The organism is Reinekea blandensis MED297 (genome assembly GCF_000153185.1).
Lineage (GTDB): Bacteria > Pseudomonadota > Gammaproteobacteria > Pseudomonadales > Natronospirillaceae > Reinekea > Reinekea blandensis.
The window spans coordinates 473,570-495,394 of sequence record NZ_CH724153.1 but is presented as its reverse complement, the minus strand read 5'-3'; the positions used below and the strand labels follow the sequence as shown (position 1 = coordinate 495,394).

Genomic DNA, 21,825 nt, shown 5'->3' with positions numbered 1-21,825 from the left:
CCGAGATGGCCAACGACACTTTTGACCCAACAGACCATCCACACAAACGTTATAACCCATTGACCGATGACTGGGTGCTGGTCTCGCCACACCGGGCCAAACGCCCTTGGCAGGGTCAACAGGAAGCCGCCGACATTCCGCAACTGCCCAGTTACGATGACCAGTGTTTTTTGTGCCCCGGGAATACCCGAATCAGTGGTGCAACCAATCCGGATTATCAAACGACCTTTGTTTTTGAAAATGACTTTGCAGCCCTACAGAAGACCACACCGTTATCGTCTCAACAGGACCCGCTGTTCCGCTACGCCTCAGAACAGGGTGAGGCGCACGTCATCTGTTTCAGCCCTGATCACAGCAAAACATTGCCTGAACTGCCATTGAGCGACATTTTTGCCGTCATCAACACCTGGATAGAGCAGCACCAGCGACTGTCACAGAGCTACGAATGGGTACAGCTGTTCGAAAACAAAGGTGAAATCATGGGGTGCTCACAACCACACCCACATGGCCAGATCTGGGCAAATACCACAGTACCCACGCTGCCTGCCCGCGAGCACAATCAACAACAGGCTTACTTCCAGACTCATAGCAGTGCGATGCTTCTGGATTATGCGCTTCGGGAGTCGGCCGATGGTGCGCGCACCGTCGTCGAAAATGACGATTGGATTGCGGTGGTCCCCTATTGGGCCGCCTGGCCCTTTGAAACCCTGTTGTTACCAAAGTTCGCCTGCCGACATATCGGAGAACTCAGTGAACCACAGCGCCATACACTTGCGGCCGCACTGAGCGAACTTACTTGCCGGTACGACAACTTGTTCAACACTTCATTCCCCTATTCAATGGGCTGGCACGGTGCGCCGAGTTCCGAAGCCGAAAACCCAGCCTGGCAGTTACACGCACATTTCTTCCCGCCTTTGTTACGCAGCTCAAGCGTTAAAAAGTTTATGGTGGGTTATGAGATGCTTGCTGAAGCGCAACGTGACCTGACACCGGAGCAAGCCGCTGAAAAACTGCAGACCGTATCGACTACGCATTTTAAGGAGCACTCTGAATGAGTCTGACAGCCCAGGTAATATCCGGTTTCAAAGAGGCCTTTGGCTATGAACCAGCCAGCACTTATCACGCCCCCGGACGAGTCAATCTGATCGGCGAACACACGGACTATAACGACGGATTTGTCCTGCCGGCAGCGATAAACTTCGGTACCGTCGTAGCCGCATCGCCCCGTTCAGACAACACCGTCCGCATTTGCGCGCTGAATTTTCATCAAGAGGTCGTTGAGTTTTCGCTTCAGGATCGCCTGGAGAAATCGACGACGTCGACCTGGGCAAACTATGTACGTGCGGTGGCCGACACACTGTTGAAAGCCAACTTCACGCTTCAGGGTGTGGACATCTGTGTGATTGGTGACGTCCCATACGGCGCTGGATTAAGCTCATCAGCAGCGCTGGAAATTGTTCTGATTCGCATGTTCGCCGACCTGAACCAACTCAGTATTTCGTCTGTCGAAGCCGCACAATACGGTCAACGTGCCGAAAACGATTTTATTGGTGCTCAAACCGGGATCATGGATCAGTTGATCAGCGCTCAGGGGCAGGACAATCATGCATTACTGATTGATTGCCGCTCACTGACCAGTCAAGCCGTTCCCATGGACGCGGACTTCCGGATCGTGATTTTCAACTCGAATGTGCAACGAGGGCTCGTCGACAGCGAATACAACACGCGGCGACGGCAGTGCCAGCTTGCCAGCGACCTTTTAAAGGTTCCGGCACTCAGGGACGCCTCGCTAGACGATTTGGAACGGGCACGTCCATCTATGGATTCAGTCATCTATCGCCGGGCGCGGCACATCATCAGCGAAAATGCTCGCACGCTCGATGCCGCCACTGCATTGCGCGATCGAGATTGGCAAACCATGGGGCGTCTGATGCATGCTTCTCATGAGTCGATGAAAGACGACTTTGAAATTACGGTTCCGGCGATTGACGGCTTGGTTGACATCATCAGAGACGCTCTCACGGGTAAACCCGGCGGTGTTCGAATGACCGGCGGTGGCTTCGGCGGCTGTGTTGTCTCGCTGGTTCATCGCGATCAGGTCGACGCAGTCATTGCCCGAGTGGCGGATCAGTATGAAAAACGCTTCGGTATCAAAGAATCGGTTTACATCTGCCGAGCCGTGAACGGAGCCTTTGTGGCATAATCGCGGCTTTGCAGTAAACCTTTACGGATACGTTTATGACCGCGAGCATTTCCGAGCAAACCTTCGGCCATCTGCCAGATGGCACGGAGGTCAAACGATTCACTCTGACCAACGCACGAGGCACCCGCGCCCAGTTCAGCAGCCTGGGGGCTTCTTGGCTTGGTTTTACCCGGCCGGAAGATGCCGAAAGTCTGGTTTTGGGTTGCGATACGCTGGATGCACAAAACAGTCAGCGCGGCTTCATTGGCGCGACCGTTGGTCGTTTTGCCAATCGCATCGGGCATGGCAAACTGACGGTTGATGGCACACCGCTGCAACTGGAAGTCAATCTTCATCCTCACCATATTCACGGTGGTTCAACCGGGTTGGCCAGCAAAGTCTGGGACAGTTACCTCACCTTAAAAAATGATCACATTCCGACCCTGACTCTGCGCTGCCAATCTAGGGCGGGCGACAGCGGGTATCCTGGCAATGTTTCTTTCGAACTGGTCATAACGCTCAGTGACGATGATCGCGTCCGCTTTGAGTACCGTGCTGAAACCGACGCGGCCACTCCCATCAGTATTACCAATCACACCTATTTTAACCTGGCTGGAGAAACCACCGGTCATTTAAATGGTCAACTGGTCAAAGTCGACAGCGATCAGTTTCTGGAAGCCGATGAGCAGGCTCTGCCAACAGGGACAGTCGCATCGGTTACCAACACCGGACTCGATTTCACCCAATGGAGCGATGTCGCCGAGCGACTTGAACAGTCCAATGATACCAGGTTGCAAAGAGCCGGCGGTGTTGATCACTGCTACTGTTATCCGCAGGATCGCGCCTTTCGTCGCCTAGCCTCGGTCCGGCTGCCTGCGCGAGACGTTCAACTGGAGTGCTGGTCCGATTTGCCTGGCATGCAGCTCTATACCGGTAATTTTGTCGGCGGCTCGCCCAAGAACGATCACTATCGTTTCCAGCAACATGGCGCGTTTTGCCTGGAACCCGGCTTTTGGCCGGATTCGCCGAACCATGCACACTTTCCAGATTGCATCATTGACCCGGCTAAGGCCTATTCCGCTATAATCGAATACTCATTCCAAACCATAAACGAGTGACCATGATGAAAAAGACGATTCTTGCTGCGGCTGTCTCTGTCGCGTTAGCAACTCCGGCATTTGCCGGCGGAAAAGGTGGTACCGAGCTGGCACTGGCAAACTACAGCGGCCTCGGATTTGTAGCGTCTCAGGGCATCCCACTGGACATCGCGTTTTTGCGCTCTAATGGCATCAACACCTTTGGTGAGATTGAAGTCGGTGCCGGGTTTGCGGATGGCTTAGCCATTGGTGCAGAACTGTCTGGTGGCCTGCTCATTGGTCTTTCAACCGGTTTGAGCCTTTACGGCAGCCTGGGCCCAGCCATCAGTGGCGGTGAATCAACCCAGTTTGGTCTCGGTTTTGAAGTGGGCCTGAACATCGATGTCAATCAGAGCTCCATCGTCATCGAAGGCGGTTCTCACCCGTCTGAAAGCTATGTCGGCGTCGGTCTGCGTTTCTGATCGATGAAGGGTGAGTGCTTGTGCACTCACCCTTAGCTTCCGTTTACCCTTTCATCAGCCATAGCTTTTAAGCGATTACAGATTCTTCATCAGCAGACCGTATTGCTCAGCGTCTTGAGCCAGCGCTTCCGGCACTCGAATACGCACTCGATAACCGGCCCCAGGTACTTCTTCCATATCGTGGTTATTTTTAGCATTTTGCACATGCTCTAACACGAAGGTCTGGTTACCTTTTGGCGTCATCAATTCAACGGAGTCGCCGACGGCAAACTTATTTTTAACTTCCATGGTCAGCGCTTCGCCATCGCGCTCTATCACTTCTGCAACGAACTGCTGATGCACACTAATGGATCGGCCCGTCTCATAGTTCTGATACTCATCATGAACGTGTCGGCGATAAAACCCTTCTGTGTAACCCCGATGCGCGAGATTTTCCAGAGTATTCATCAAGCCTTTATCAAAGGGTTTACCCGCCGCGGCATCATCAATGGCCTGGCGATAAGCCTGAGCCGTTCTGGCTACGTAATAGTGGCTCTTGGTGCGGCCTTCGATTTTCAGACTGTGCACGCCCATTCGGGTCAGCGTATCCACGTGTTGAATCGCACGCAGATCTTTAGAATTCATGATGTAGGTACCGTGCTCGTCTTCATAGGCGGGCATAAACGTCCCCGGCCGGCCCTCTTCTTCCAGCAAGAACAGCTCATCCGTCGGTCCACCTGCGCCTAAGGTCGGCGCATCCGAGGCAATTTTCTGCTCCGGTGGCGTCCAGATTTCAGGGTTGGTCGGCACCACATCGCCGCTGTCGTCTTCGCGCGCTTCATGGGCATTGTATTTCCACCGGCAGGTATTGGTGCAGGTCCCCTGATTCGGGTCGCGTTTATTGATATAACCACTCAACAGGCAACGACCGGAGTACGCAATGCACAACGCACCGTGGACAAAGGTTTCAATTTCCAGATCCGGGCAATGCTCGCGGATCTGCGCGATCTCTTCCAATGACAGCTCGCGCGACAGAATAATCCGACGGATGCCCTGCCGGTACCAAAACTCCGCGGAGGCATAGTTAACGACGTTGGCCTGGACCGATAAGTGCACCACCTGATCCGGGAAACGATCACGCACCATCATAATCAGACCGGGATCGGACATGATCAAGGCATCCGGCTTCATCTCGATAACCGGTTCGATATCGCGCATGTAGGTTTTGATTTTGGCATTATGAGGCGCAATGTTACTGGCCACATAAAACTGCTTGCCCAAGGCATGTGCCTCGTTGATCCCCTGCTCCAGGTTCGCCAGCGTAAAATCATTGTTGCGCACCCTCAGGGAATACCGGGGCTGACCGGCATAGACCGCATCGGCACCATAGGCAAAGGCATAGCGCATGTTGCGGATCGTGCCCGCCGGAGACAAAAGCTCTGGTTTAAACGTCATGAACGCGCCTCCGATTTCAGGTTGAGTTGACGCTGTGCTTCCCGCTCGCGTTGTTTGCGTGCCTTTTGTTCAGCGATGGACTCAGTGGCGTCAGCACCCAAATGGGCCATCCCCCGTTCACGAGCAATATCAACCTGCTTTTGCCGTTCTGCAAAGCGTTGTTTCTGTTTTTCACTCAGTTGGTCATAACAGTGATGGCAACTCAAACCGGCCTGAAAGTGTTGATGCTGTCGATCCGCCGGTGACAACGGTTTACGACAGGCGTGGCAGAGCTCGTACTCACCCACTTTAAGCTGGTGACCGACCGTTACGCGGTAGTCAAAAACAAAACACTCACCCTGCCATTTAGACTCTTCCGCTGGCACCTCTTCGAGATACTTGAGGATGCCGCCTTCCAGGTGATAGACCTCGTCAAAGCCCTGTTCTTTCAGGTAAGCCGTCGATTTTTCGCATCGGATACCGCCGGTACAGAACATGGCGACTTTTTTATGCTTAGTCGGATCCAGATGTTCAGCAACATACTCCGGAAACTCCCGAAAACTGTCGGTATTCGGGTTAACGGCATTTTCAAAGGTGCCAACGTCATACTCATAATCGTTACGGGTATCGATCAGCACCACATCCGGGTCCGAAATCAGTGCATTCCAGTCTTTGGGTTTAACGTAGGTACCGACTACCCGATTCGGATCTATGCCTTCAACGCCCATGGTGACGATTTCTTTTTTCAGCTTTACCTTAGTCCGGTAAAACGGCTGTTCATCGTGATAGGACTCTTTGGCTTTGACCGCGTTAAGTGGCGGGTGTTCATCAAACCAGCGATAGAGCTGATCGATCGCATCCCGGGAGCCGGATACGGTGCCGTTTATACCTTCAACGGCGAGAATCAGCGTTCCGCGGATATTGTGATCTTTCAAGAACGTCAGTAGCGGCTCTTTCAGGGTTTCGGGGGATTCCAGGCGCACAAAATGATAGAGCGCCGAAACAACGATGGGCTTCATAAGGACCTCTGCTCACTGCAGCGTAAATGCAGCGCAAATTGGATGATTTCACAAGGGCGCGGATTCTATCAGACCCGACGACGCCTGCAACTGATCGTTTATTGAACATGACCAGCAGGCAGGCTCCTACAAAAACACCATCACCCTGTAAGAGCGAGCCTGCTCGCGAACAGTCCGACTTCAAGAAATCACATTGGTCTTCAGAAAACTCATCATATCCGCCAAACGCTGCTCTGTGGCTTCAGGCCGTACAATGTCACCGGCAATGACATGATTATTGTCGTTTGGCTTAGCCGCCACAGCGATGCGGTGTTTGATATCCGCCCCCCAACGCTTCATTGCCCGGTCGGTATATAAAGCACTGACGACCTGATCGTCATCGCTGTAGATAAAGAGCGTGGGCGCGGTAATGGCTTCCAGATTGCTATTTCGAACGGCCTTGACCAAGGCCGCCATACCGTAAACAGCCGAGACCGGATAACGGTAAGTCCAGTATTTTGCGCCTAAATCATTGGAAGGTTCCCAACCATAGGTCGGACCGGATAGCCGTGGCAGCCACCGTCGGGCCAATGGCCAGAGGAACATTGGTGTTGCCCAATGCCCGGGCTGAAAGTTCGGAGAAACCATTAACAAGGCCGCTAAGTAGGGCTGCACCTGATGCTGTTGTGCTAACCAGGTAGCCAGGGTGGCACCGGTTGACGTGGCGATGACAATGACCTGATCGCCCAGTTGTCGGGCAACCTGCCAAGCTTCCATCACATCAAAAATCCAATCTGATGGGGTCGCGGCGGCCAGCGCTTCACCATCCAAGCCATGCCCGGTCAGCCGAGTCGCATAATAATTTGCATGTAAGTTCTGAGCGATGGTTTCAGGAATCGGAGAAATTTCCTGCCGGGTGGCCGAAAAGCCGTGTATGTATAGCACGACATAAGGCGTTCTCTTAGGTCGGGATTCAGCCGAAAACCGAATGGCTTTTTCAGCACCATCGGTGACATCGGGGTACTCAGCCTCCTGCTCAGCAATTTGCTCTCGCAGTGCTCGCAAATCGGCGGTCGTCAGATCCTCCAATGGCTTATCCACGGTAAAACGTCCGCTGTCTGTGCGCCAGAACAGCGCAACCCGCTCTCTTGGCGCCCAAAGCCAGACCCCGATGACAATTAAACCTATCAGCACTAACCCGACTATCATTTGGACCTCCCGTCCAGAAAATCTCATTTGGTATTAATATTAACGCCATTTAAAAGGCATTTCAGTAACCACGTCTATCTATACGCACCCGTTTAAAGAGTTTTTCGATCGTCATTTCATTTTAGATCGCACGCACACTCATTGAACGAAAACTGGTCTACTCTGTGCAATGTTTAATCAACATCGGTTTTTCGGACAACTGACTGGCATCAGCCAATCAGGGCCATAAGGACAAACAACCACAGCCTGACTCTACCTTGCTGTGGTTACGGTTTTACCCACAGCAACCCGGAGACACAAAACCATGGCGATCAAAAAGAAGTTCCTGAAGACAAAACCCATCTGTAAGTGCACATTCTCGTTGCCAAAAGACGCCGCCCCTGAAGCGACCCGAGTCGCGTTGGTCGGCGACTTCAATAACTGGCAACCGGAGTCGCATGAGCTCAAACAATTAAAAACCGGCGACTTTAAACTGGAGGTCGACCTTGAAACCGGTCGAGAGTATCAGTTCCGTTACCTGATAGATGGTGAAATCTGGGAAAACGACTGGCAGGCAGACGATTACATACCAGTACCCGAATTTGGCACCGATAACTCTGTAGTCACACTCTGAGATACTCGCTCACAGCACAGAAATGGTGCGACGAATCACGCATCCGCACCATTTCACACCAAAAACCAGCCGTCACTTGCTTCGTTATTGACCAATCAGCACAACCCGAAGAGATCAAACTCAGTCCGCACTAAGAAAACGCATACCTTCGACCCATTCGCACTCATTCGGCACACTTCTCGCTATACCCTGCCTCGAATCACATAAATCACACAATAAAAGCACCCTATCGGTGCACTCTCAATCATTGGAGGTAATCGTGGACCCGATTAACAGTGCCGTCGAAACACTTATGAGCGGAACCAATACACTTTTCATCCTGCTGGGCGCCATCATGGTGCTGTTCATGCACGCGGGATTTGCGTTTCTGGAAGTCGGCACCGTTCGCCACAAAAATCAGGTTAACGCGCTGGTTAAAATCATCACCGATTTTGGTATTTCAACCATTGCCTACTTCTTTATCGGGTACTGGGTCGCATACGGAGCCACCTTCTTCTCCGGCGCTGCCGAACTGACTCAAAACAACGGCTATGACCTGGTTAAGTTCTTTTTCTTACTGACATTCGCGGCCGCTATACCGGCCATCGTTTCTGGCGGTATCGCAGAACGGGCTAAGTTTAATCCGTTCCTGATTGCGTCCTTCTTTATTGTTGCGCTGGTTTACCCCTTCTTTGAAGGCATGATCTGGAACGGTAACTTTGGCTATCAGGCTTGGTTAGAAGCGACTTTCGGAGCCGCTTTTCATGACTTTGCAGGCTCTATTGTGGTCCATGCTGTTGGCGGTTGGGTGGCCTTTGCCGCGGTTTATCTGCTGGGTTCCCGGCAGGGTCGCTTTCGCAACAACAAACTGGTGGCTTTTGCACCGTCTAACATTCCCTTCCTTGCGCTTGGTGCATGGATTCTGACCGTCGGATGGTTTGGCTTTAATGTCATGTCTGCACAAACCATCGACGCCATTTCCGGGCTCGTTGCCGTTAACAGCCTGATGGCGATGGTCGGCGGCACGCTGGTCGCGTTAATGGTAGGCAAAAATGACCCGGGCTTTATTCACAATGGTCCCTTAGCGGGTCTGGTCGCAGTCTGCGCAGGGTCTGACATTATGCATCCCATTGGCGCCCTGCTGACTGGCGGGATTGCCGGCGCACTCTTTGTCTTTGTATTTACCTGGGCTCAAAACAACCTGAAGTCATTTGATGACGTACTGGGTGTATGGCCGTTGCATGGATTGTGTGGCCTTTGGGGTGGTTTGGCGGCTGGTATCTTTGGGACAACCACCTTTGGTGGCCTGGGGGGCGTGAGCTTCTTAGCGCAGCTGGTTGGCTCACTGACGGGTGTGGCCATTGCAACGCTGGGCGGATTTATCGTTTACGGTGCCGTTAAACAAATCTCGGGCTTGCGATTGGAGCCGGAAGATGAGTTCCAGGGCGCAGACCTGGCGATTCATAAGATTGCGGCTTCGAGTATGGATGATTAATAAAGCGGTCAGTTAATAGCGATCAGCTATCGGATAGGGATGACGACAACATCCCAACTGATAGCTGACAGCTTGCAGCTTCGAACTATCTTTTATTCTTTCGAAGCATTCATCGCTTCAAACTGCTGAGTTAAAAAGTCTTCGGTTGTTTTCAACTGACTGATGAGTTTATCGTTATACAGAAACTTAGAGCGTAACCTCGCTTCAAAAGCAGCGGTACGCTCATCGACCTCAGTGCGTTCTACCTCGATGTCATCCATTTCGTCTTCGAGGTTCTGCTCTTTCACCGTCAACAATCCATTGGCATTGAGGATGCTATCAAACAGATCATCCAGCTTTTTCATCACGCCTTCGACATACGACACGCTGCCACGGTCACCCGTTCGAGTGCCTGTGACTTTCAGCATCAACCCGGCAGCCTCATCCACAGATCCAACCGTATCTTTACCTTTCACGCCCTGCGTTGAGGTCGTGAAGCCAAAGACATCAATAGCGCCACTGGCAATTTCAGAGACTCGTACCGTCGACTCAGCCCCTTTAGAGATAGAGAATATCCCGAATGTCGCAGTGTCTTCATCATATTGAACATCGACAGCTTTGTTCGCTGCCTGCAGGTTTGAATCGGCATTGATTTGTGCTTTCAGTTCAGCGGCCAACGCATCGCCAGAAGCATAAGCGCCGCTGGTCAATGTCACTGTGTTGGTTTCCACGCCATCAATCACAACTTTCAACGTATTGTTTGAGCCATCAATAATTTCTGCGGAGGAAAAGTCAGATCCCGTTCCACCAAGCAGATACCCGTTGGTCGCCGCTTCATTGCCTTCAGACGCGGTCAAATATTGCCCTCGACCGGTGGCTTCCACGCCATTAATGGTCCCTTCGACATCCTGACCACTTGTTGAATCGTTGACAGCCTGGTTGCTACTCGACATCCCCAACTGAGCAATGGCATTGTTCGAGACGTTGCTGAGCGTGATATTAGTGCTGTTGTCGAAACTGATGACGAATCGACCTTTGCCATCCTCATCGGCCTGATAACTCACGCTGGCTTGTGAATCGAAGCCAGTGTAGACACCTTTGTCCAATCCAAACCCGTCGAAACCATTCACATTGGGCGTACCTGCGGAGACCCCTAAAGCACTATTGGCATTAGCATCAGCCGACGTTATCTGAATAGAAGCGTCCGCTCCAAATGTGGTTTCAGTAGCCACCCCGTTTTTGGAGACGGTTTCGAAATAAAGTTGGTTAGAACTGTCAAGTTTGGCAACAACGTCACCTGCTGAAAACTCACCGCCACCGCCAGCCGCGGAAAGCGCGGTATCTAATGCCTGTTGAATTACGGACAGGTTGGACTCACCATCATTTGATCCCGCCGTGCCATCGCCATTAACGGTAACGTCAATACTTTGACCATCAACCAATAAACTAAAGGTTGCCGGTGTTGCCGAAAAATCGACACCCGTTGATAGGTCAACGGTTCCTGGCGCAGTGGTCGCACCAATGCCGTCTCGCTTGACTTCCAACGTCTCAGACGCTCCCGTCGCGGCTGTCGTCAACACCAGACCATTACTGTCCAGACTTGCAACTACGTCACCGGCACTGGCCCCACCAGCGATCAATGAAGTATCGATGGCCGTTTGAATAGAATCTAGGTTATCAGCACCATTCGCATTCACCGTGACTTCAAAATCGGTACCGTTCAAAGAGAAAACAAACTGCGCTTCATCCGAAGAGAAATCAATTGCCGAACCTATATCGCGCGACCCTTTTTCAGTCATGGCCCCTTGGGCACCTGCTGCAATATTTGGATCCGCATTAATGGCACTTTCCATTGCAGCGGCCAGATCGGCTGCAGTTTCATAGTTTCCATCGGGGACATTAATTGTCGCCGCTGAGCTGACGGATCCATAGCGATTGCTGTAAGAAAGATCGAAGCTATTTGAAGTGACACTCACGCCAGAGCTTGTCGTACCGTCGGTAATCCCCAAGTAATCTACACCTGTTACCGAGGTATTCGCGATGGTAATGCTCTGCGAACCTGCCGCGGGATCGGTTCGAAATACCAAACGATCGCTGCTGTTAAACTCAGCAGTGACCACACCGGCTAACCCAGCGTTATTCAACTCACTCTGAATATAAGTCAGAACATCTGCGCGATCTCGGTCAGTCACAATCTCGCCATCGGTGTCTAACACATCGGCCCAGTCTTCATCCAAGGTGATCGATTTCGTTATACCGTCTTCAGATGAGCCGGTACCATTAACCGTAATATCAAACGACACAGGATTGGTGGAAAAGTCGACACCTTCTTCGGCCCCTAAGGCTTGAGTACCCGGTGCTGTTGATGCAGCAAAAGCCGCGTCGTTCAACGTAGAGAAGTACGCACCGGCATACTGACCACTACCTGCCGTGGCAAAACCAAAAGTATCCGCAACCAGCGCATCACCACCGCCGAAGCTGACCGAGGAGGAGCTACCAAACTTGCTTGAAGTGATATTAAAACGATCATTAGCATCATCAAAATCCACAGTGACACTTTGACCGACGAATGCACTGTTGATGGAAGTCTGTAACATTAACGCCAGGTCTTCACCAGAGCTGTAGGTGCCCTGCTCCAAAGAGACAAGCTTACTGGTTCCATCGATGTTCATAGAAAACTGATCGTTCAGATCGGAAACAATTACATCGTCCGCAAAACTTAAAGCTGCTGACGATAGACCGGTGTAGGTTCCCTGAGTCGCGGCTTTGGTAATATTGACATCGTAGCTACCCGGTTGCGTGTTTGGCCCAACGGTCACCACACTGATTTGTGCATCACTGGCTTGCTTGTCTGTTGCCAACAAACCCACCACACTTTTCGCATCGTTGGCCATGGCTTCTTCGAACTTGGCACGGTTGAACACCAGATTAAAATCATCGTTCTGGTCAGTCGACAAACCGATTTCAATCATCGATGAGTAACTCGATCCTGTAAGACCGGTTATGACTTCGGATATACCGGCCCTTAATTGAGTTTGAACGGTACGCAACACATTATCGCCCAGCAAAATGCCACCGATTTCATCTGATGGGTCGTACTTGGTTAATTCGTCATACAGTCCTTTGTACTCATTGTATTTTTCAACGAAAGTATCAATCTTATCCGCAATATCGCTAACGTCACGGCTGACATTTAAAGTCACAGCACTGTCACTGGTTTCCGTCAGGTTAATGGTGACGCCTTTAATGACTTGGTCCAGGCTGTTATCGGTGCTGGTGATGGCAAGGCCATTGATACGGACAGAGGCATCGGAGCCTTTTTGGGTCTCTTCCATGTTTGTGCCGGCTGTATTTTGTGCCCCGTTATAGGCTAATGCTTGCAGTCCAGCATCACCGGAAGCTGTAATCTCCATACTGGTTTCTTCGCCGGTTTCGTCACTGGTCAACAGCAAGCGATAGCCGGTTCCGTCATAAACAACAGACGCGCTGACACCAAAGTCCGCGTTATTAATAGCATCACGCACACCACCAAGCGTATTGTTCTCCGAATTGATCTCGATACTGGTGACTTCAGAATCAGCGCTTTGTTCAAAGCTCAGATAACTGTTATCCGTATCGTAATTGGTGGTACCGAACTTAAAGGTAAGTGTACCGGTACCAATGGTGTCATCGACGGAGTTGTACTGTTTGCTGGCCAGCGAGTGAGATTTAGCTATTTCATCAACATTTATTCGATAAGATCCCGGTTCTGCCGTACTACTGGTAGAAGCCGTCAGAACCGAATCATTTGAGGAAGTCGCCGAAGAACTTTGGATGGTGGCAGCTTGTGACAGGCTGGAAATGCTCGAAGACAATCCATCAAGCATATTACGCACTTCCGCATAAGCGGTAATTTTCGCCTCAACCCGAGCCGTTCTTGTATCCAGGCGGAGATCACTTGCCGCCCGTTCCGCTTCAACTAACTGTTCGACGAGTTCTGACGTCAGCAGCCCTGAACCGATACCGAGAGATTGAATGCCAGCCATGCGAATACCCTATTAATCGAACACTTTTTGATAGCAAGAACTTTACCAATGGGGTAAAGATAGACTATCTGCTGAACTTTATAGCGGCAGGATTCTCGAAAACTTTAGGTTTGTTGGGCTGCGGGCTGCGGCGAACAGTGTTATTTTCCTGACGACTCTGTCAAGGAATGAGTAAAAGGAATATGAATTTTGAGAAACTGGATGTGTGGAAGCTCTCTGCGCAATTAAGCAGTGAACTGTATCTTGAGCTGAAAGATCTAAAAGACTATGGGTCTAAAGACCAGATGACGCGATCTGGGCTCAGCGTCCCGTCAAATATCGCAGAAGGCATGTCTCGAGAGAATGTCGCGGAAAGAAAACGCTTTTTGAATATCGCCTATGGCTCTGCTGCAGAACTGAAAACCCAGCTCTGGATTGGAATGAAAATCAACTATATCGATAAAGTAAAGGAAAACCTTGGGTCACAACCATAGACCAAATTTCAGCAATGCTCACCAGCCTGGCACGGAAAATCTCGTAGCTCGCAGCCCGAAGCACTCAGCAAAAAAAACCGCCTTACGGCGGTTTTTTTTTCAGACCTGAGCACTAAACAAACTAAGCGGCTCTTCCTGATTCAGCCGTCTCGCGAGCTCCACGGCTTCTTCATTCGGAATCTGTCGAATCAATTCATCTGAGTTCTTGTCATAAACTCGGACGATAGTATCACCCGATTCGTCATCTAACTGAAATTCCAGTTTCCGTTCAGTGTTTTGAACATAATCGTTAAGCTGTGCTACCGCACGCTCGACATTTTCATCCTTTTGTTCCTCAGCTCTCTGTTTCTGCATTATCTCCAGTGGAGAGAGCCCTGATGCCTTTTCGGTCTGGCGCGCTTCCGACGCTTGACCCTTAGATGACACATCCTGTGCATCGGCACGTTGCTTACCAGCATCTTTGGCGGGTGCGGAAGCTCTAGCAGTCAGCGTTTGCTGAATACTGATATCACTCATAAACACCTCCGATCACCAATCAGTTAACCCCTTTCGGGAAGCTTCAGGCTAGGCCGCTAAACGGCCTGCCTGAGAGACGTTATTAACCGAGCAGTGACAGTACCTGCTGTGGTCGCTGGTTAGCCTGGGCCAGAATCGAAATACCAGCCTGCTGCAGTACCTGGGTTCGGGACAGTTCAGCAGTTTCCGCTGCAAAGTCCGCATCCCGGATTCGAGAGTTCGCAGCCGCCAGGTTTTCAGAGGTAATCTGAAGGTTAGAGCTGGTCGACTCGAATCGGTTCTGCAAGGCACCGAGCTCTGCTCGCTGACTGGCCACCGTCTTCAAGGCGTTATCGATGGCTGTAATGGCATCCTGTGCACCCTGGAACGTAGAGATATCCACATCCTTAAGGTAGGTACCGTCCATGCCCCCACCGTACTCACCTCGTGCAAAACCAGTGTCAGTCAAACCTGTTGTACCGTTAGATCCAGCATCGATATCGATGGTACCCGCAGACTCCAAACGAACCGTTGAGTAAGTAGTCGAAGCACCAGTATCGAACGTGGCAGCTGCCAGGGTTGACGTAGCGCCATCCGCAATCGCACCAATACCGTCGACGGTTTCACTCAGGCCGAACTGCCCCTGAGCAGCCGTTCCGGCACCCGTTTCAACCAGCGCAACGGAAATGTTTCGACCGTCGGCTGCTGTCAAGGTAATACCTTCACCGTTATCGGTTGCCATCACACCAGTTTGACCCGACTTGTTGTTAATCGCATCAATGGTCGCTGCGCGGTCTTTCTGTATATCGCCTTGCGACACAACATCACCGATGTCTACGCCGTTGATCATGATGCCGATGCTATCCCCAGCAGTTGCTGCAGTTGCAGCACCCGTGACACCCACTACAACGGTTTCATTGACGTAGGCGGTTACACCGGTGTCATCTGCAGAACGGTTAATAGCGGCGGCAACGGCAATACCGGAAGCAGAAGCGTCAGAGGAGTTCGCAACCGTATCCGAAGCTTTATCGTCCACTGAAGAAGACGCTCCGATGGTTACGCCGTTGATCACCAAGTCACCTTCAGCAATGGCAACGTTAGTTACACGGGCGGCCGTTGCCGCCGTGGCAGAAGTCACGGTAACGGCTTCGGTAGAGTAAACCGACGTTTCACGCTTGTAACTACCTTCTGTCAGACCAGTATTCGCAAGATCGCCGGTACCAGTACCATCACCACCTTCGATATTGATCGTTTTGGTATCGCCATTTGCTACAAGAGTAAAGCCGGCTTCATACACACCGACCGATGTACCGGTGGTTTGTGCTGCAGCGGCAGTATGCACTGTACCCAGACCGAAGGCTTCTTCAGTAATCTGAGTAGCACCACTGGTCAGAGTAATGTTACGACCGTCTTCGGCAGTCAGAATTACACCGTTTTCGTTACCACCATCGGTCGCAACAACACCTGTCTGGTCGGACTTGGCGTTGATTGCTTCAATAACCGATTGACGAGTCGCCGCTTTCTCCACGTCATTGTTGTTCGTGGTGGCCTGCAGATTAATGCTGACGCCATTCAGAATCACGGTCGCGGTTGTACCACCGTTTGCTGCCATGGTAGAGCCGTTCACTTCGTTTTCATTGGCAAACGCAGTAACACCAGTCTCATCGCTGTAGCGGTTGATGGTCGCCACTTTCGCAATGGCTGAGGCGTCACCACCGATAGTGGATGCGGTGTCGTCCGTAGCAGAAGAAGGGCCGATTTGGACACCATTCAACACCAGGTCGCCATTGGATATGCCGTAGTCGGTGCCGATAGAGGACACACCAACCTGGTCGGAAGCACCCAGTTTTTCCGCAGTGAGCTCAGAAATCTGTACGTCGACCGTCTGGCCAGCGTCGGCGCCAATCTGGAAAGTCCCCTTAAAGGTACCATCCAGCAGGTTACGGCCGTTAAAGTTGGTTTCAGAAGCCGTACGGCTGACTTCAGCCATGAGCTGTTTAACTTCCTGTTGCAGTGCAACTCGGTCATCGTCAGAGTTGGTGGCGTTAGAGGACTGTACCGCCAGCTCACGAATCCGCTGCAGGTTTTCAGTCATCGACCCCAGCGCACCTTCCGCTGTCTGAGCCAATGAGATACCGTCCCCTGCGTTACGAATAGCGACGTTCAGACCTTTCACCTGAGATTCAAACTTGGTAGAAATGGCCAGACCGGCTGCGTCATCTTTAGCACTGTTAATACGTAAACCTGAAGACAGACGCTCAAGAGCTGTAGCGTTCGCACCTTGAGAAGTGTTCAAATTACGTTGTGCCGTTAAGGAAGCAATGTTTGTGTTAATAATTTGAGGCATTTTTTTCTCCTAAGCCGACACCAATCTTCTGTGAAGGTGCGACGTTGTTTGCTTACAGTCTCTATAACGGCCACGACTTGAAAATCTTTTATATCTTTTGGATATATATTAGTCTTTTTATATGCTAACCGAGTATTAAATAACCATTGCGTGTCTAGGCACAGTTAGTGCTTTACTGATAGATGCACTCGTTTATGGACAAAAAAATGACGTCACCACAGCAGATGCTCTCGGAAATCACGGCCCGAAAAACGAAAAACCTGGCCTTTTTCCAGAAATACTTTCCGGACACCTACAATGCATTCAAAGATCGGGTGCTTGAAAGCCTGAAAATCAACATTGACCCGAATACCCTGACCTTTGAAATCATCGAAAACGACAAGGCTATCTACAACGGCGATGTCTATAAAACATCCATCAAGGAAGCCCGAACCTTTTCCAACGCGTTTCAAGCAGGCAGTTCCAACCTGCCATTGAGACAATCGTTCGCTGACGAGTACAACTGGAACCGCTTTTTTCATGGTTCAATTGGTCGATATTTGCAAGAAGCCGGTTCGGTTAAAGGCAATGTAAAGCCCTATTCTTTTGATTCTGAACTACCACAGGTTGTTTTTCTCGGTAGCGGTGCCGGTGTCCATGTAGCCTCTTTAGTCAAAGAACGGCATATCAGGCATGTGACACTTGTAGAGCACAATCCGGACAAATTCCTGGCTAGTATGTACTTTACCGACTGGGAAGAAGTCATCATGCCTTTCATCACTGATGCCACCCGGTCATTTGTGTTTTCAGTCGGTGACACCTCTCACTCCGAAAACAAAGACCAAATTCATCAGGCGTTTGCTTCAGCATGGAATGGCATCTGCCTGAACGTTCCCTTTATGCCCATCCAAACTGTTTATTACGTTCATCAGGGCGATGCTTTCTACACCCAAGTCGCCAACCGGTTGAATAAAGAAATTGAATCTTACATAACAGTTTGGGGATTCTATGACGATGAAATAAACCAGCTGAATCACATTAAACACAATCTGACCAGCGGCACTCCTTTACTGAATGTTCAGGATTACTCCGGTTTGTCAAAACCTGTAATCATCTGCGGGAATGGTCCGTCGCTGAATCATTACGTTGACATCATTCGAGAACACCGAGATAGCCTGACTGTTGTCGCAGCAGGGAGTGCGGCCTATTCTCTCAGCAAAGAGGGGATTCAACCCGATATTGTTGTCACGTCTGAATCGGACTTGGTCGCATACCGAGCCTTTAAATTGCTCGACCGGGATGCATTTAAAGACACGTTAATTATCGGCGCCTCACAGATTCACCCCCGGACCTGGGAACTGTTCGGACACAGCCTCGCATATATTAAACAGGAAACGGCTACTTCCGAAGCGTTTGAAAATCTCACGCATTCAGTAACCTTTGCAACACCGAGTGCTGCTAACGCAGCCCTTGCGGTTATGCTGGATCTTAAGATTCAGAATCTGTTCATGGTCGGCATGGACTTCGGTTTTACTAAATCCGGTAAAACCCACGCAGATTCCTCATTCTACTTTGACGAAAAACATGACAAGGTTGAATTAATCCAGAGGGCTAAAGACTACGTTGCCAGCGATACTTTCTTTCTGGAAAAAAATCAATATGGTGAAATTCATACCACGCCCTTCTATAACAACTGCAATCTTTTCACACAAAAGAAACTTCGAGATGTCAACCGAAAAGATATCATCAACTTAAGTCGTGGGGCAACGGTAGAACTGGCCGAATTTGGAACACCAGATGACCTGCTGAATGCCATCCATGCCTGGACGCCATCTGAAACCGATATCGATCTTAAAGCTGAACTGATAAAAAACGCACACACCATTAGCCGGCAGCAGTTCGATGATGCTATTAAGTTCATTAAAACCGATATGGAACAACGACTTGCGAAGATGCGAAAAGAAGTTGCTCAACTAAAGCCAAACCGACAATCGATTGATACAGCGCTCACAAACATCAACCGGGTGAATGTTAAAAACAAAAAAGCGTCTGGATCATTGTCAATGCTTTTACGAGGGTCGATCTGGTATTGGTTGTACAACTTTTACGCATTATCAAAGCAAATCAATCCGGAAAAATCACTCGAGGAACAAACAGAAATTTTCCGACGGCATTTTCTCAGATTTGCAGACCGACTTCCTGATCACTTTTCGTTTTATCTGTCTACAGAAACGAATGACCTCAGATTGGAACGAACAATTCTGGAAGCCGAACCCGAGATTGAAGCTTGGTTCGAGGACTTTGAAGATCAGTAAAAATAATGTGAGATCAGCTCATTTGAACCCGACACTATTTTAGTGTCGGGGTATGAGCCAACCACCGTTGAGTCATCGGGTACCTTCACGCCTTTGACAAAAGTATTGGCACCAAAAACACAGCAGCTGCCCGTTTGGACATTGCCAATCGCACTCACCCCGGAATATAAAACACACCCTTCTCCAAATTGTGGATAGATGCCATCAATATCCGATCCAACAGTCACATTCTGATACACCACTAACCGATCCGAATAATCGGCGTTACCTAAAACCGTGCCTAACGGATGCACCAATAAAAACACCTCGGGAAGTTCGACCGCATAAAATGCATCCAGTCCATGTAAAGCCTTGTTGAGCGCGAATACTTTTTCAGCGACCGGTTCAAACCTCTGTCGATAGAGTTCATTAGACAACAAATACAGAAAAGCAGCATAGTGATCCGTGTTCAAATGATTAAAAAACACGTCATCATTCTGGCGATAGTAACGACTTTTAATACGTGAAAATGACGCCTCTACCCTTTCTAGGGCTGCGCCAATGACCTGGGCGACGCCGGATGTTACAGATTTATTATCAGGAAAAAATTGTTGTAGCTGCTTTACAACGTAATGGGTCAGTTCGGTTTGCGTCATACGTGTTTTCATCAGTGAGCCACTATAGTGTGAAGCCGTCATCAACAATCAGGTCTTGCCCATTGACGTATTCGGAACGATCGCTGACTAAAAACTCCATGGCTCCGCACAGATCCTGTGCATCTAACATCCCTTTGTTTAACGTTTTCGAACGGTAGGCTTGTAAAAAAGAATCCGGTTGACCATCGATGATGCCACCAGGGCTCAGTGAATTAACTCGCACCTCATGTCCCGCGAGGTACCGAGCGAAGTAGCGAGTCAAATGAATCACACCCGATTTGATGACAGAATACTCCACAGGCATAGTCATGTGTGTGTTCTGGTATATTTCAAACTTTGGCGCAACACTGCCATAAATGCTGGCAACGTTAACCATAGAACCACCACCATGATCCATGAAGTGTTTCGCGAATACCTGAGAGCATAAAAAATACCCTCCCAGATTCAGACTCACGTTCTCAGTAAAGCTATCGTAAGAAACCTCAAAAAGCGATCTACCGTATTCACGATTCCTGGGGTAAATGTTATTGATCAATCCGTTTACTTGCCCGAATGCATCGATTGCGCTGACTAACAAGCTTTCAACGCTGAGTTTATCTGTCGCATCGAACTCGCAAATGATGTGTTGTGAAAAGCCCTTCAAAGAAAGCGACTCGGATTGCTGCCTCAATGCATCGACGTTGATGTCTGCCAGAACCAGACGATAGTCTTTTGTCAGTAAGTATTCACTGAAGGTACGGCCAATCAGACCAGCGGCGCCAGTCAATACAATAACCTTGCTCATTCAAGTACCGCATTTTTCATCAATTAAAGGTCCGAAAAACCGGTTTGACAACCGGCCCCTGAAGCAGTCCATCCACCCCTGTTGACATAGCTCGAGCAACCATACTGAAGGCTTTACTCACAGCTGTTTCCGTCAGCTCAAGCTCATCTTGGCCCATGCGATAACACAACGCAATCCATGGCATCATGACGCCCTCTTTGAACATTTCCTGCATAAAAAGCGTTCGAAGTTCCGCTGAGGACGCCTGGGAACAGTCCCGAAACATATAAAAAGGGCTGCATGGCACGCCCCCCGCTTGAAAAACCGAGACAACACCCTGTTTTTCAGCAACCTGATTCAACAGACCAATCAAACGGTCGCCATATGACCAGTAATGCGGAATCACGTCGTGCTGTTGCATAAATCGATAGGTGGCCACAAATGCACCCAGTCCAGACATTTCGGCGCCATGCGTTGTGGACAATAAAAAAACCCGTTCCTGTCCTTCAAGCTCAATGGACCCGAGCTGCATGAGTTCGCGCTTCCCTCCAACCGCTGCAACCGAAAAGCCGTTCGCCATGGCTTTGCCAAAGGTACACAGGTCTGGTGAAATGCCATAGTAGTCTTGCGCGCCCTGCTCGGCCCAACGAAACCCGGTGATCATCTCATCCAGAACAAATACGATACCGTGTTTTTTACACAAACGCTGAACATCATGAAGAAATGTTTCACCGTCGACATCACGAGACGGCCCAGGATGAGCAAGCGTACTGGCTTCAAGCACCACGCAGGCAATGTCGTTCGGATAACGATCTATGAGTGCTTCCAGCGTTTCAATCTGGTTATAGGAGAATATTTTGGTTTGATCAATCACTGGCTGCGGAACGCCTTTCGGGATGTTGGTAGACCCGATAAACCAGTCATCAAACGAGAAGAACGGATGATCAACGCATCTCGCTATAAGCTCTCGCCCTGTGGCCGCCCTGGCCAGTTTAACGGCCGCGGATACAGCAGTAGAGCCATTTTTAGTGAACTTCACCATGTCCACACTTGGTATCGCCTGCACAAACAGTTCGGCCGCTTCCAGCTCAATTAATGAAGGTCGAGTCAGATTGTTACCGAACCCCATATACTTAGCCGCTGCGGCATTGACTTCGGGTTCGGCATAGCCAATTCCCACCGACCGCAAGGCCATTCCATAATCCAGATACCGACGACCGTCGACATCAAACGTATAAGCGCCTTCCGCTCGCTCAAGAATGTCTGGTGCGTTACTGGGGAACTGATCAAAGCCTCGAGAATAGGTGTGAGCACCACCTGGAATAACGTTCAATAGTCGTTGTTGGTAAGAATCAGACATGACCGCC

Annotated in this window: 17 protein-coding genes; 8 read left to right on the top strand and 9 right to left on the bottom strand. The window is 50.2% G+C overall.

Annotated elements, in window-relative coordinates; translation table 11 throughout:
* Positions 1 to 5 precede the first annotated feature (5 nt).
* Genes MED297_RS17065 through MED297_RS17050 form a run of 4 tightly spaced genes read left to right on the top strand, consistent with a single transcriptional unit; the run spans position 6 to position 3,740 of the window.
* Complete coding sequence (locus MED297_RS17065; RefSeq protein WP_008047135.1) at positions 6 to 1,055, top strand: UDP-glucose--hexose-1-phosphate uridylyltransferase; 1,050 nt, start codon at positions 6 to 8, stop codon at positions 1,053 to 1,055.
* Positions 1,052 to 2,203, top strand: a complete 1,152-nt coding sequence (galK, locus tag MED297_RS17060; RefSeq protein ID WP_008047134.1) for a galactokinase — start codon at positions 1,052 to 1,054, stop codon at positions 2,201 to 2,203. The genes MED297_RS17065 and galK overlap by 4 nt, the downstream gene beginning before the upstream one ends.
* Positions 2,204 to 2,238: 35 nt before the next feature.
* Entirely contained in the window at positions 2,239 to 3,300 is a 1,062-nt protein-coding gene (locus tag MED297_RS17055) for an aldose epimerase family protein (RefSeq protein WP_008047133.1), read from the top strand.
* A gap of 2 nt (positions 3,301 to 3,302) precedes the next feature.
* The gene (locus tag MED297_RS17050) at positions 3,303 to 3,740 is read left to right on the top strand and encodes a hypothetical protein (RefSeq protein WP_040557484.1); all 438 of its coding nucleotides are present in this window, start codon (positions 3,303 to 3,305) and stop codon (positions 3,738 to 3,740) included.
* Positions 3,741 to 3,815: 75 nt separating this feature from the next.
* Here MED297_RS17050 and trhP read toward each other — a convergent pair whose 3' ends face one another.
* The 3 genes from trhP to MED297_RS17035 all read right to left on the bottom strand — a co-directional run bounded on the left by trhP (position 3,816) and on the right by MED297_RS17035 (position 7,360).
* A complete protein-coding gene (trhP, locus tag MED297_RS17045; RefSeq protein ID WP_008047131.1) occupies positions 3,816 to 5,174 on the bottom strand; it encodes a prephenate-dependent tRNA uridine(34) hydroxylase TrhP in 1,359 nt (452 codons plus the stop codon).
* Entirely contained in the window at positions 5,171 to 6,172 is a 1,002-nt protein-coding gene (gene trhO / locus MED297_RS17040; RefSeq protein ID WP_008047130.1) for an oxygen-dependent tRNA uridine(34) hydroxylase TrhO, read from the bottom strand. The genes trhP and trhO overlap by 4 nt, the downstream gene beginning before the upstream one ends.
* Positions 6,173 to 6,352: 180 nt before the next feature.
* Positions 6,353 to 7,360: an alpha/beta hydrolase gene (locus tag MED297_RS17035; protein ID WP_040557483.1), complete on the bottom strand. Its 1,008-nt coding sequence runs from the start codon at positions 7,358 to 7,360 to the stop codon at positions 6,353 to 6,355.
* Between the two features lie 304 nt (positions 7,361 to 7,664).
* Between MED297_RS17035 and MED297_RS17030 the strand changes: the two genes are divergently transcribed.
* Both MED297_RS17030 and MED297_RS17025 read left to right on the top strand, forming a co-directional pair.
* On the top strand, positions 7,665 to 7,973 hold the full coding sequence (locus tag MED297_RS17030; protein WP_040557482.1) for an isoamylase early set domain-containing protein: 309 nt from the start codon (positions 7,665 to 7,667) through the stop codon (positions 7,971 to 7,973).
* 259 nt (positions 7,974 to 8,232) lie between these two features.
* On the top strand, positions 8,233 to 9,447 hold the full coding sequence (locus tag MED297_RS17025) for an ammonium transporter (protein WP_040557481.1): 1,215 nt from the start codon (positions 8,233 to 8,235) through the stop codon (positions 9,445 to 9,447).
* A 92-nt stretch (positions 9,448 to 9,539) separates the two neighbouring features.
* Here the strand turns inward: MED297_RS17025 and fliD are convergent, their stop codons facing one another.
* A complete protein-coding gene (gene fliD, locus MED297_RS17020; protein WP_008047124.1) occupies positions 9,540 to 13,451 on the bottom strand; it encodes a flagellar filament capping protein FliD in 3,912 nt (1,303 codons plus the stop codon).
* Positions 13,452 to 13,633: 182 nt separating this feature from the next.
* On the opposite strand from fliD, the gene MED297_RS17015 reads away from it, so the two are divergent.
* Complete coding sequence (locus tag MED297_RS17015) at positions 13,634 to 13,924, top strand: four helix bundle protein (protein WP_008047123.1); 291 nt, start codon at positions 13,634 to 13,636, stop codon at positions 13,922 to 13,924.
* A 99-nt stretch (positions 13,925 to 14,023) separates the two neighbouring features.
* On the opposite strand, the gene MED297_RS17010 is transcribed toward MED297_RS17015, so the two are convergent.
* Complete coding sequence (locus tag MED297_RS17010) at positions 14,024 to 14,440, bottom strand: flagellar protein FlaG (protein ID WP_008047121.1); 417 nt, start codon at positions 14,438 to 14,440, stop codon at positions 14,024 to 14,026.
* A gap of 82 nt (positions 14,441 to 14,522) precedes the next feature.
* Positions 14,523 to 16,766 (bottom strand): flagellin N-terminal helical domain-containing protein, encoded by a 2,244-nt coding sequence (locus MED297_RS17005; RefSeq protein WP_008047120.1) that lies wholly within the window; start codon positions 16,764 to 16,766, stop codon positions 14,523 to 14,525.
* A 182-nt stretch (positions 16,767 to 16,948) separates the two neighbouring features.
* On the opposite strand from MED297_RS17005, the gene MED297_RS17000 reads away from it, so the two are divergent.
* A complete protein-coding gene (locus MED297_RS17000) occupies positions 16,949 to 19,060 on the top strand; it encodes a 6-hydroxymethylpterin diphosphokinase MptE-like protein (protein WP_083779466.1) in 2,112 nt (703 codons plus the stop codon).
* On the opposite strand, the gene MED297_RS16995 is transcribed toward MED297_RS17000, so the two are convergent.
* The 3 genes from MED297_RS16995 to MED297_RS16985 are packed head-to-tail and all read right to left on the bottom strand — an operon-like array spanning position 19,054 to position 21,818.
* The gene (locus MED297_RS16995; protein ID WP_008047115.1) at positions 19,054 to 19,695 is read right to left on the bottom strand and encodes a hypothetical protein; all 642 of its coding nucleotides are present in this window, start codon (positions 19,693 to 19,695) and stop codon (positions 19,054 to 19,056) included. The genes MED297_RS17000 and MED297_RS16995 overlap by 7 nt on opposite strands.
* A gap of 22 nt (positions 19,696 to 19,717) precedes the next feature.
* On the bottom strand, positions 19,718 to 20,479 hold the full coding sequence (locus MED297_RS16990) for an oxidoreductase (RefSeq protein ID WP_008047114.1): 762 nt from the start codon (positions 20,477 to 20,479) through the stop codon (positions 19,718 to 19,720).
* Positions 20,480 to 20,498: 19 nt separating this feature from the next.
* Positions 20,499 to 21,818: a glutamate-1-semialdehyde 2,1-aminomutase gene (locus tag MED297_RS16985; protein WP_008047113.1), complete on the bottom strand. Its 1,320-nt coding sequence runs from the start codon at positions 21,816 to 21,818 to the stop codon at positions 20,499 to 20,501.
* Positions 21,819 to 21,825 lie beyond the last annotated feature (7 nt).

Excerpts from the sequence above, each read along its gene's own strand:
- MED297_RS16995 (WP_008047115.1), bottom strand. The coding sequence starts at position 19,695 with ATGACGCAAACCGAACTGACCCATTACGTTGTAAAGCAGCTACAACAA.
- MED297_RS17010 (WP_008047121.1), bottom strand. The coding sequence starts at position 14,440 with ATGAGTGATATCAGTATTCAGCAAACGCTGACTGCTAGAGCTTCCGCA.
- galK (WP_008047134.1), top strand. The coding sequence starts at position 1,052 with ATGAGTCTGACAGCCCAGGTAATATCCGGTTTCAAAGAGGCCTTTGGC.
- MED297_RS17000 (WP_083779466.1), top strand. The coding sequence starts at position 16,949 with ATGCACTCGTTTATGGACAAAAAAATGACGTCACCACAGCAGATGCTC.
- MED297_RS17005 (WP_008047120.1), bottom strand. The coding sequence starts at position 16,766 with ATGCCTCAAATTATTAACACAAACATTGCTTCCTTAACGGCACAACGT.
- MED297_RS17050 (WP_040557484.1), top strand. The coding sequence starts at position 3,303 with ATGATGAAAAAGACGATTCTTGCTGCGGCTGTCTCTGTCGCGTTAGCA.
- MED297_RS17055 (WP_008047133.1), top strand. The coding sequence starts at position 2,239 with ATGACCGCGAGCATTTCCGAGCAAACCTTCGGCCATCTGCCAGATGGC.
- MED297_RS17015 (WP_008047123.1), top strand. The coding sequence starts at position 13,634 with ATGAATTTTGAGAAACTGGATGTGTGGAAGCTCTCTGCGCAATTAAGC.
- MED297_RS17030 (WP_040557482.1), top strand. The coding sequence starts at position 7,665 with ATGGCGATCAAAAAGAAGTTCCTGAAGACAAAACCCATCTGTAAGTGC.
- MED297_RS16985 (WP_008047113.1), bottom strand. The coding sequence starts at position 21,818 with ATGTCTGATTCTTACCAACAACGACTATTGAACGTTATTCCAGGTGGT.
- MED297_RS17065 (WP_008047135.1), top strand. The coding sequence starts at position 6 with ATGGCCAACGACACTTTTGACCCAACAGACCATCCACACAAACGTTAT.
- fliD (WP_008047124.1), bottom strand. The coding sequence starts at position 13,451 with ATGGCTGGCATTCAATCTCTCGGTATCGGTTCAGGGCTGCTGACGTCA.
- trhO (WP_008047130.1), bottom strand. The coding sequence starts at position 6,172 with ATGAAGCCCATCGTTGTTTCGGCGCTCTATCATTTTGTGCGCCTGGAA.
- MED297_RS16990 (WP_008047114.1), bottom strand. The coding sequence starts at position 20,479 with ATGAGCAAGGTTATTGTATTGACTGGCGCCGCTGGTCTGATTGGCCGT.
- MED297_RS17035 (WP_040557483.1), bottom strand. The coding sequence starts at position 7,360 with ATGATAGTCGGGTTAGTGCTGATAGGTTTAATTGTCATCGGGGTCTGG.
- trhP (WP_008047131.1), bottom strand. The coding sequence starts at position 5,174 with ATGACGTTTAAACCAGAGCTTTTGTCTCCGGCGGGCACGATCCGCAAC.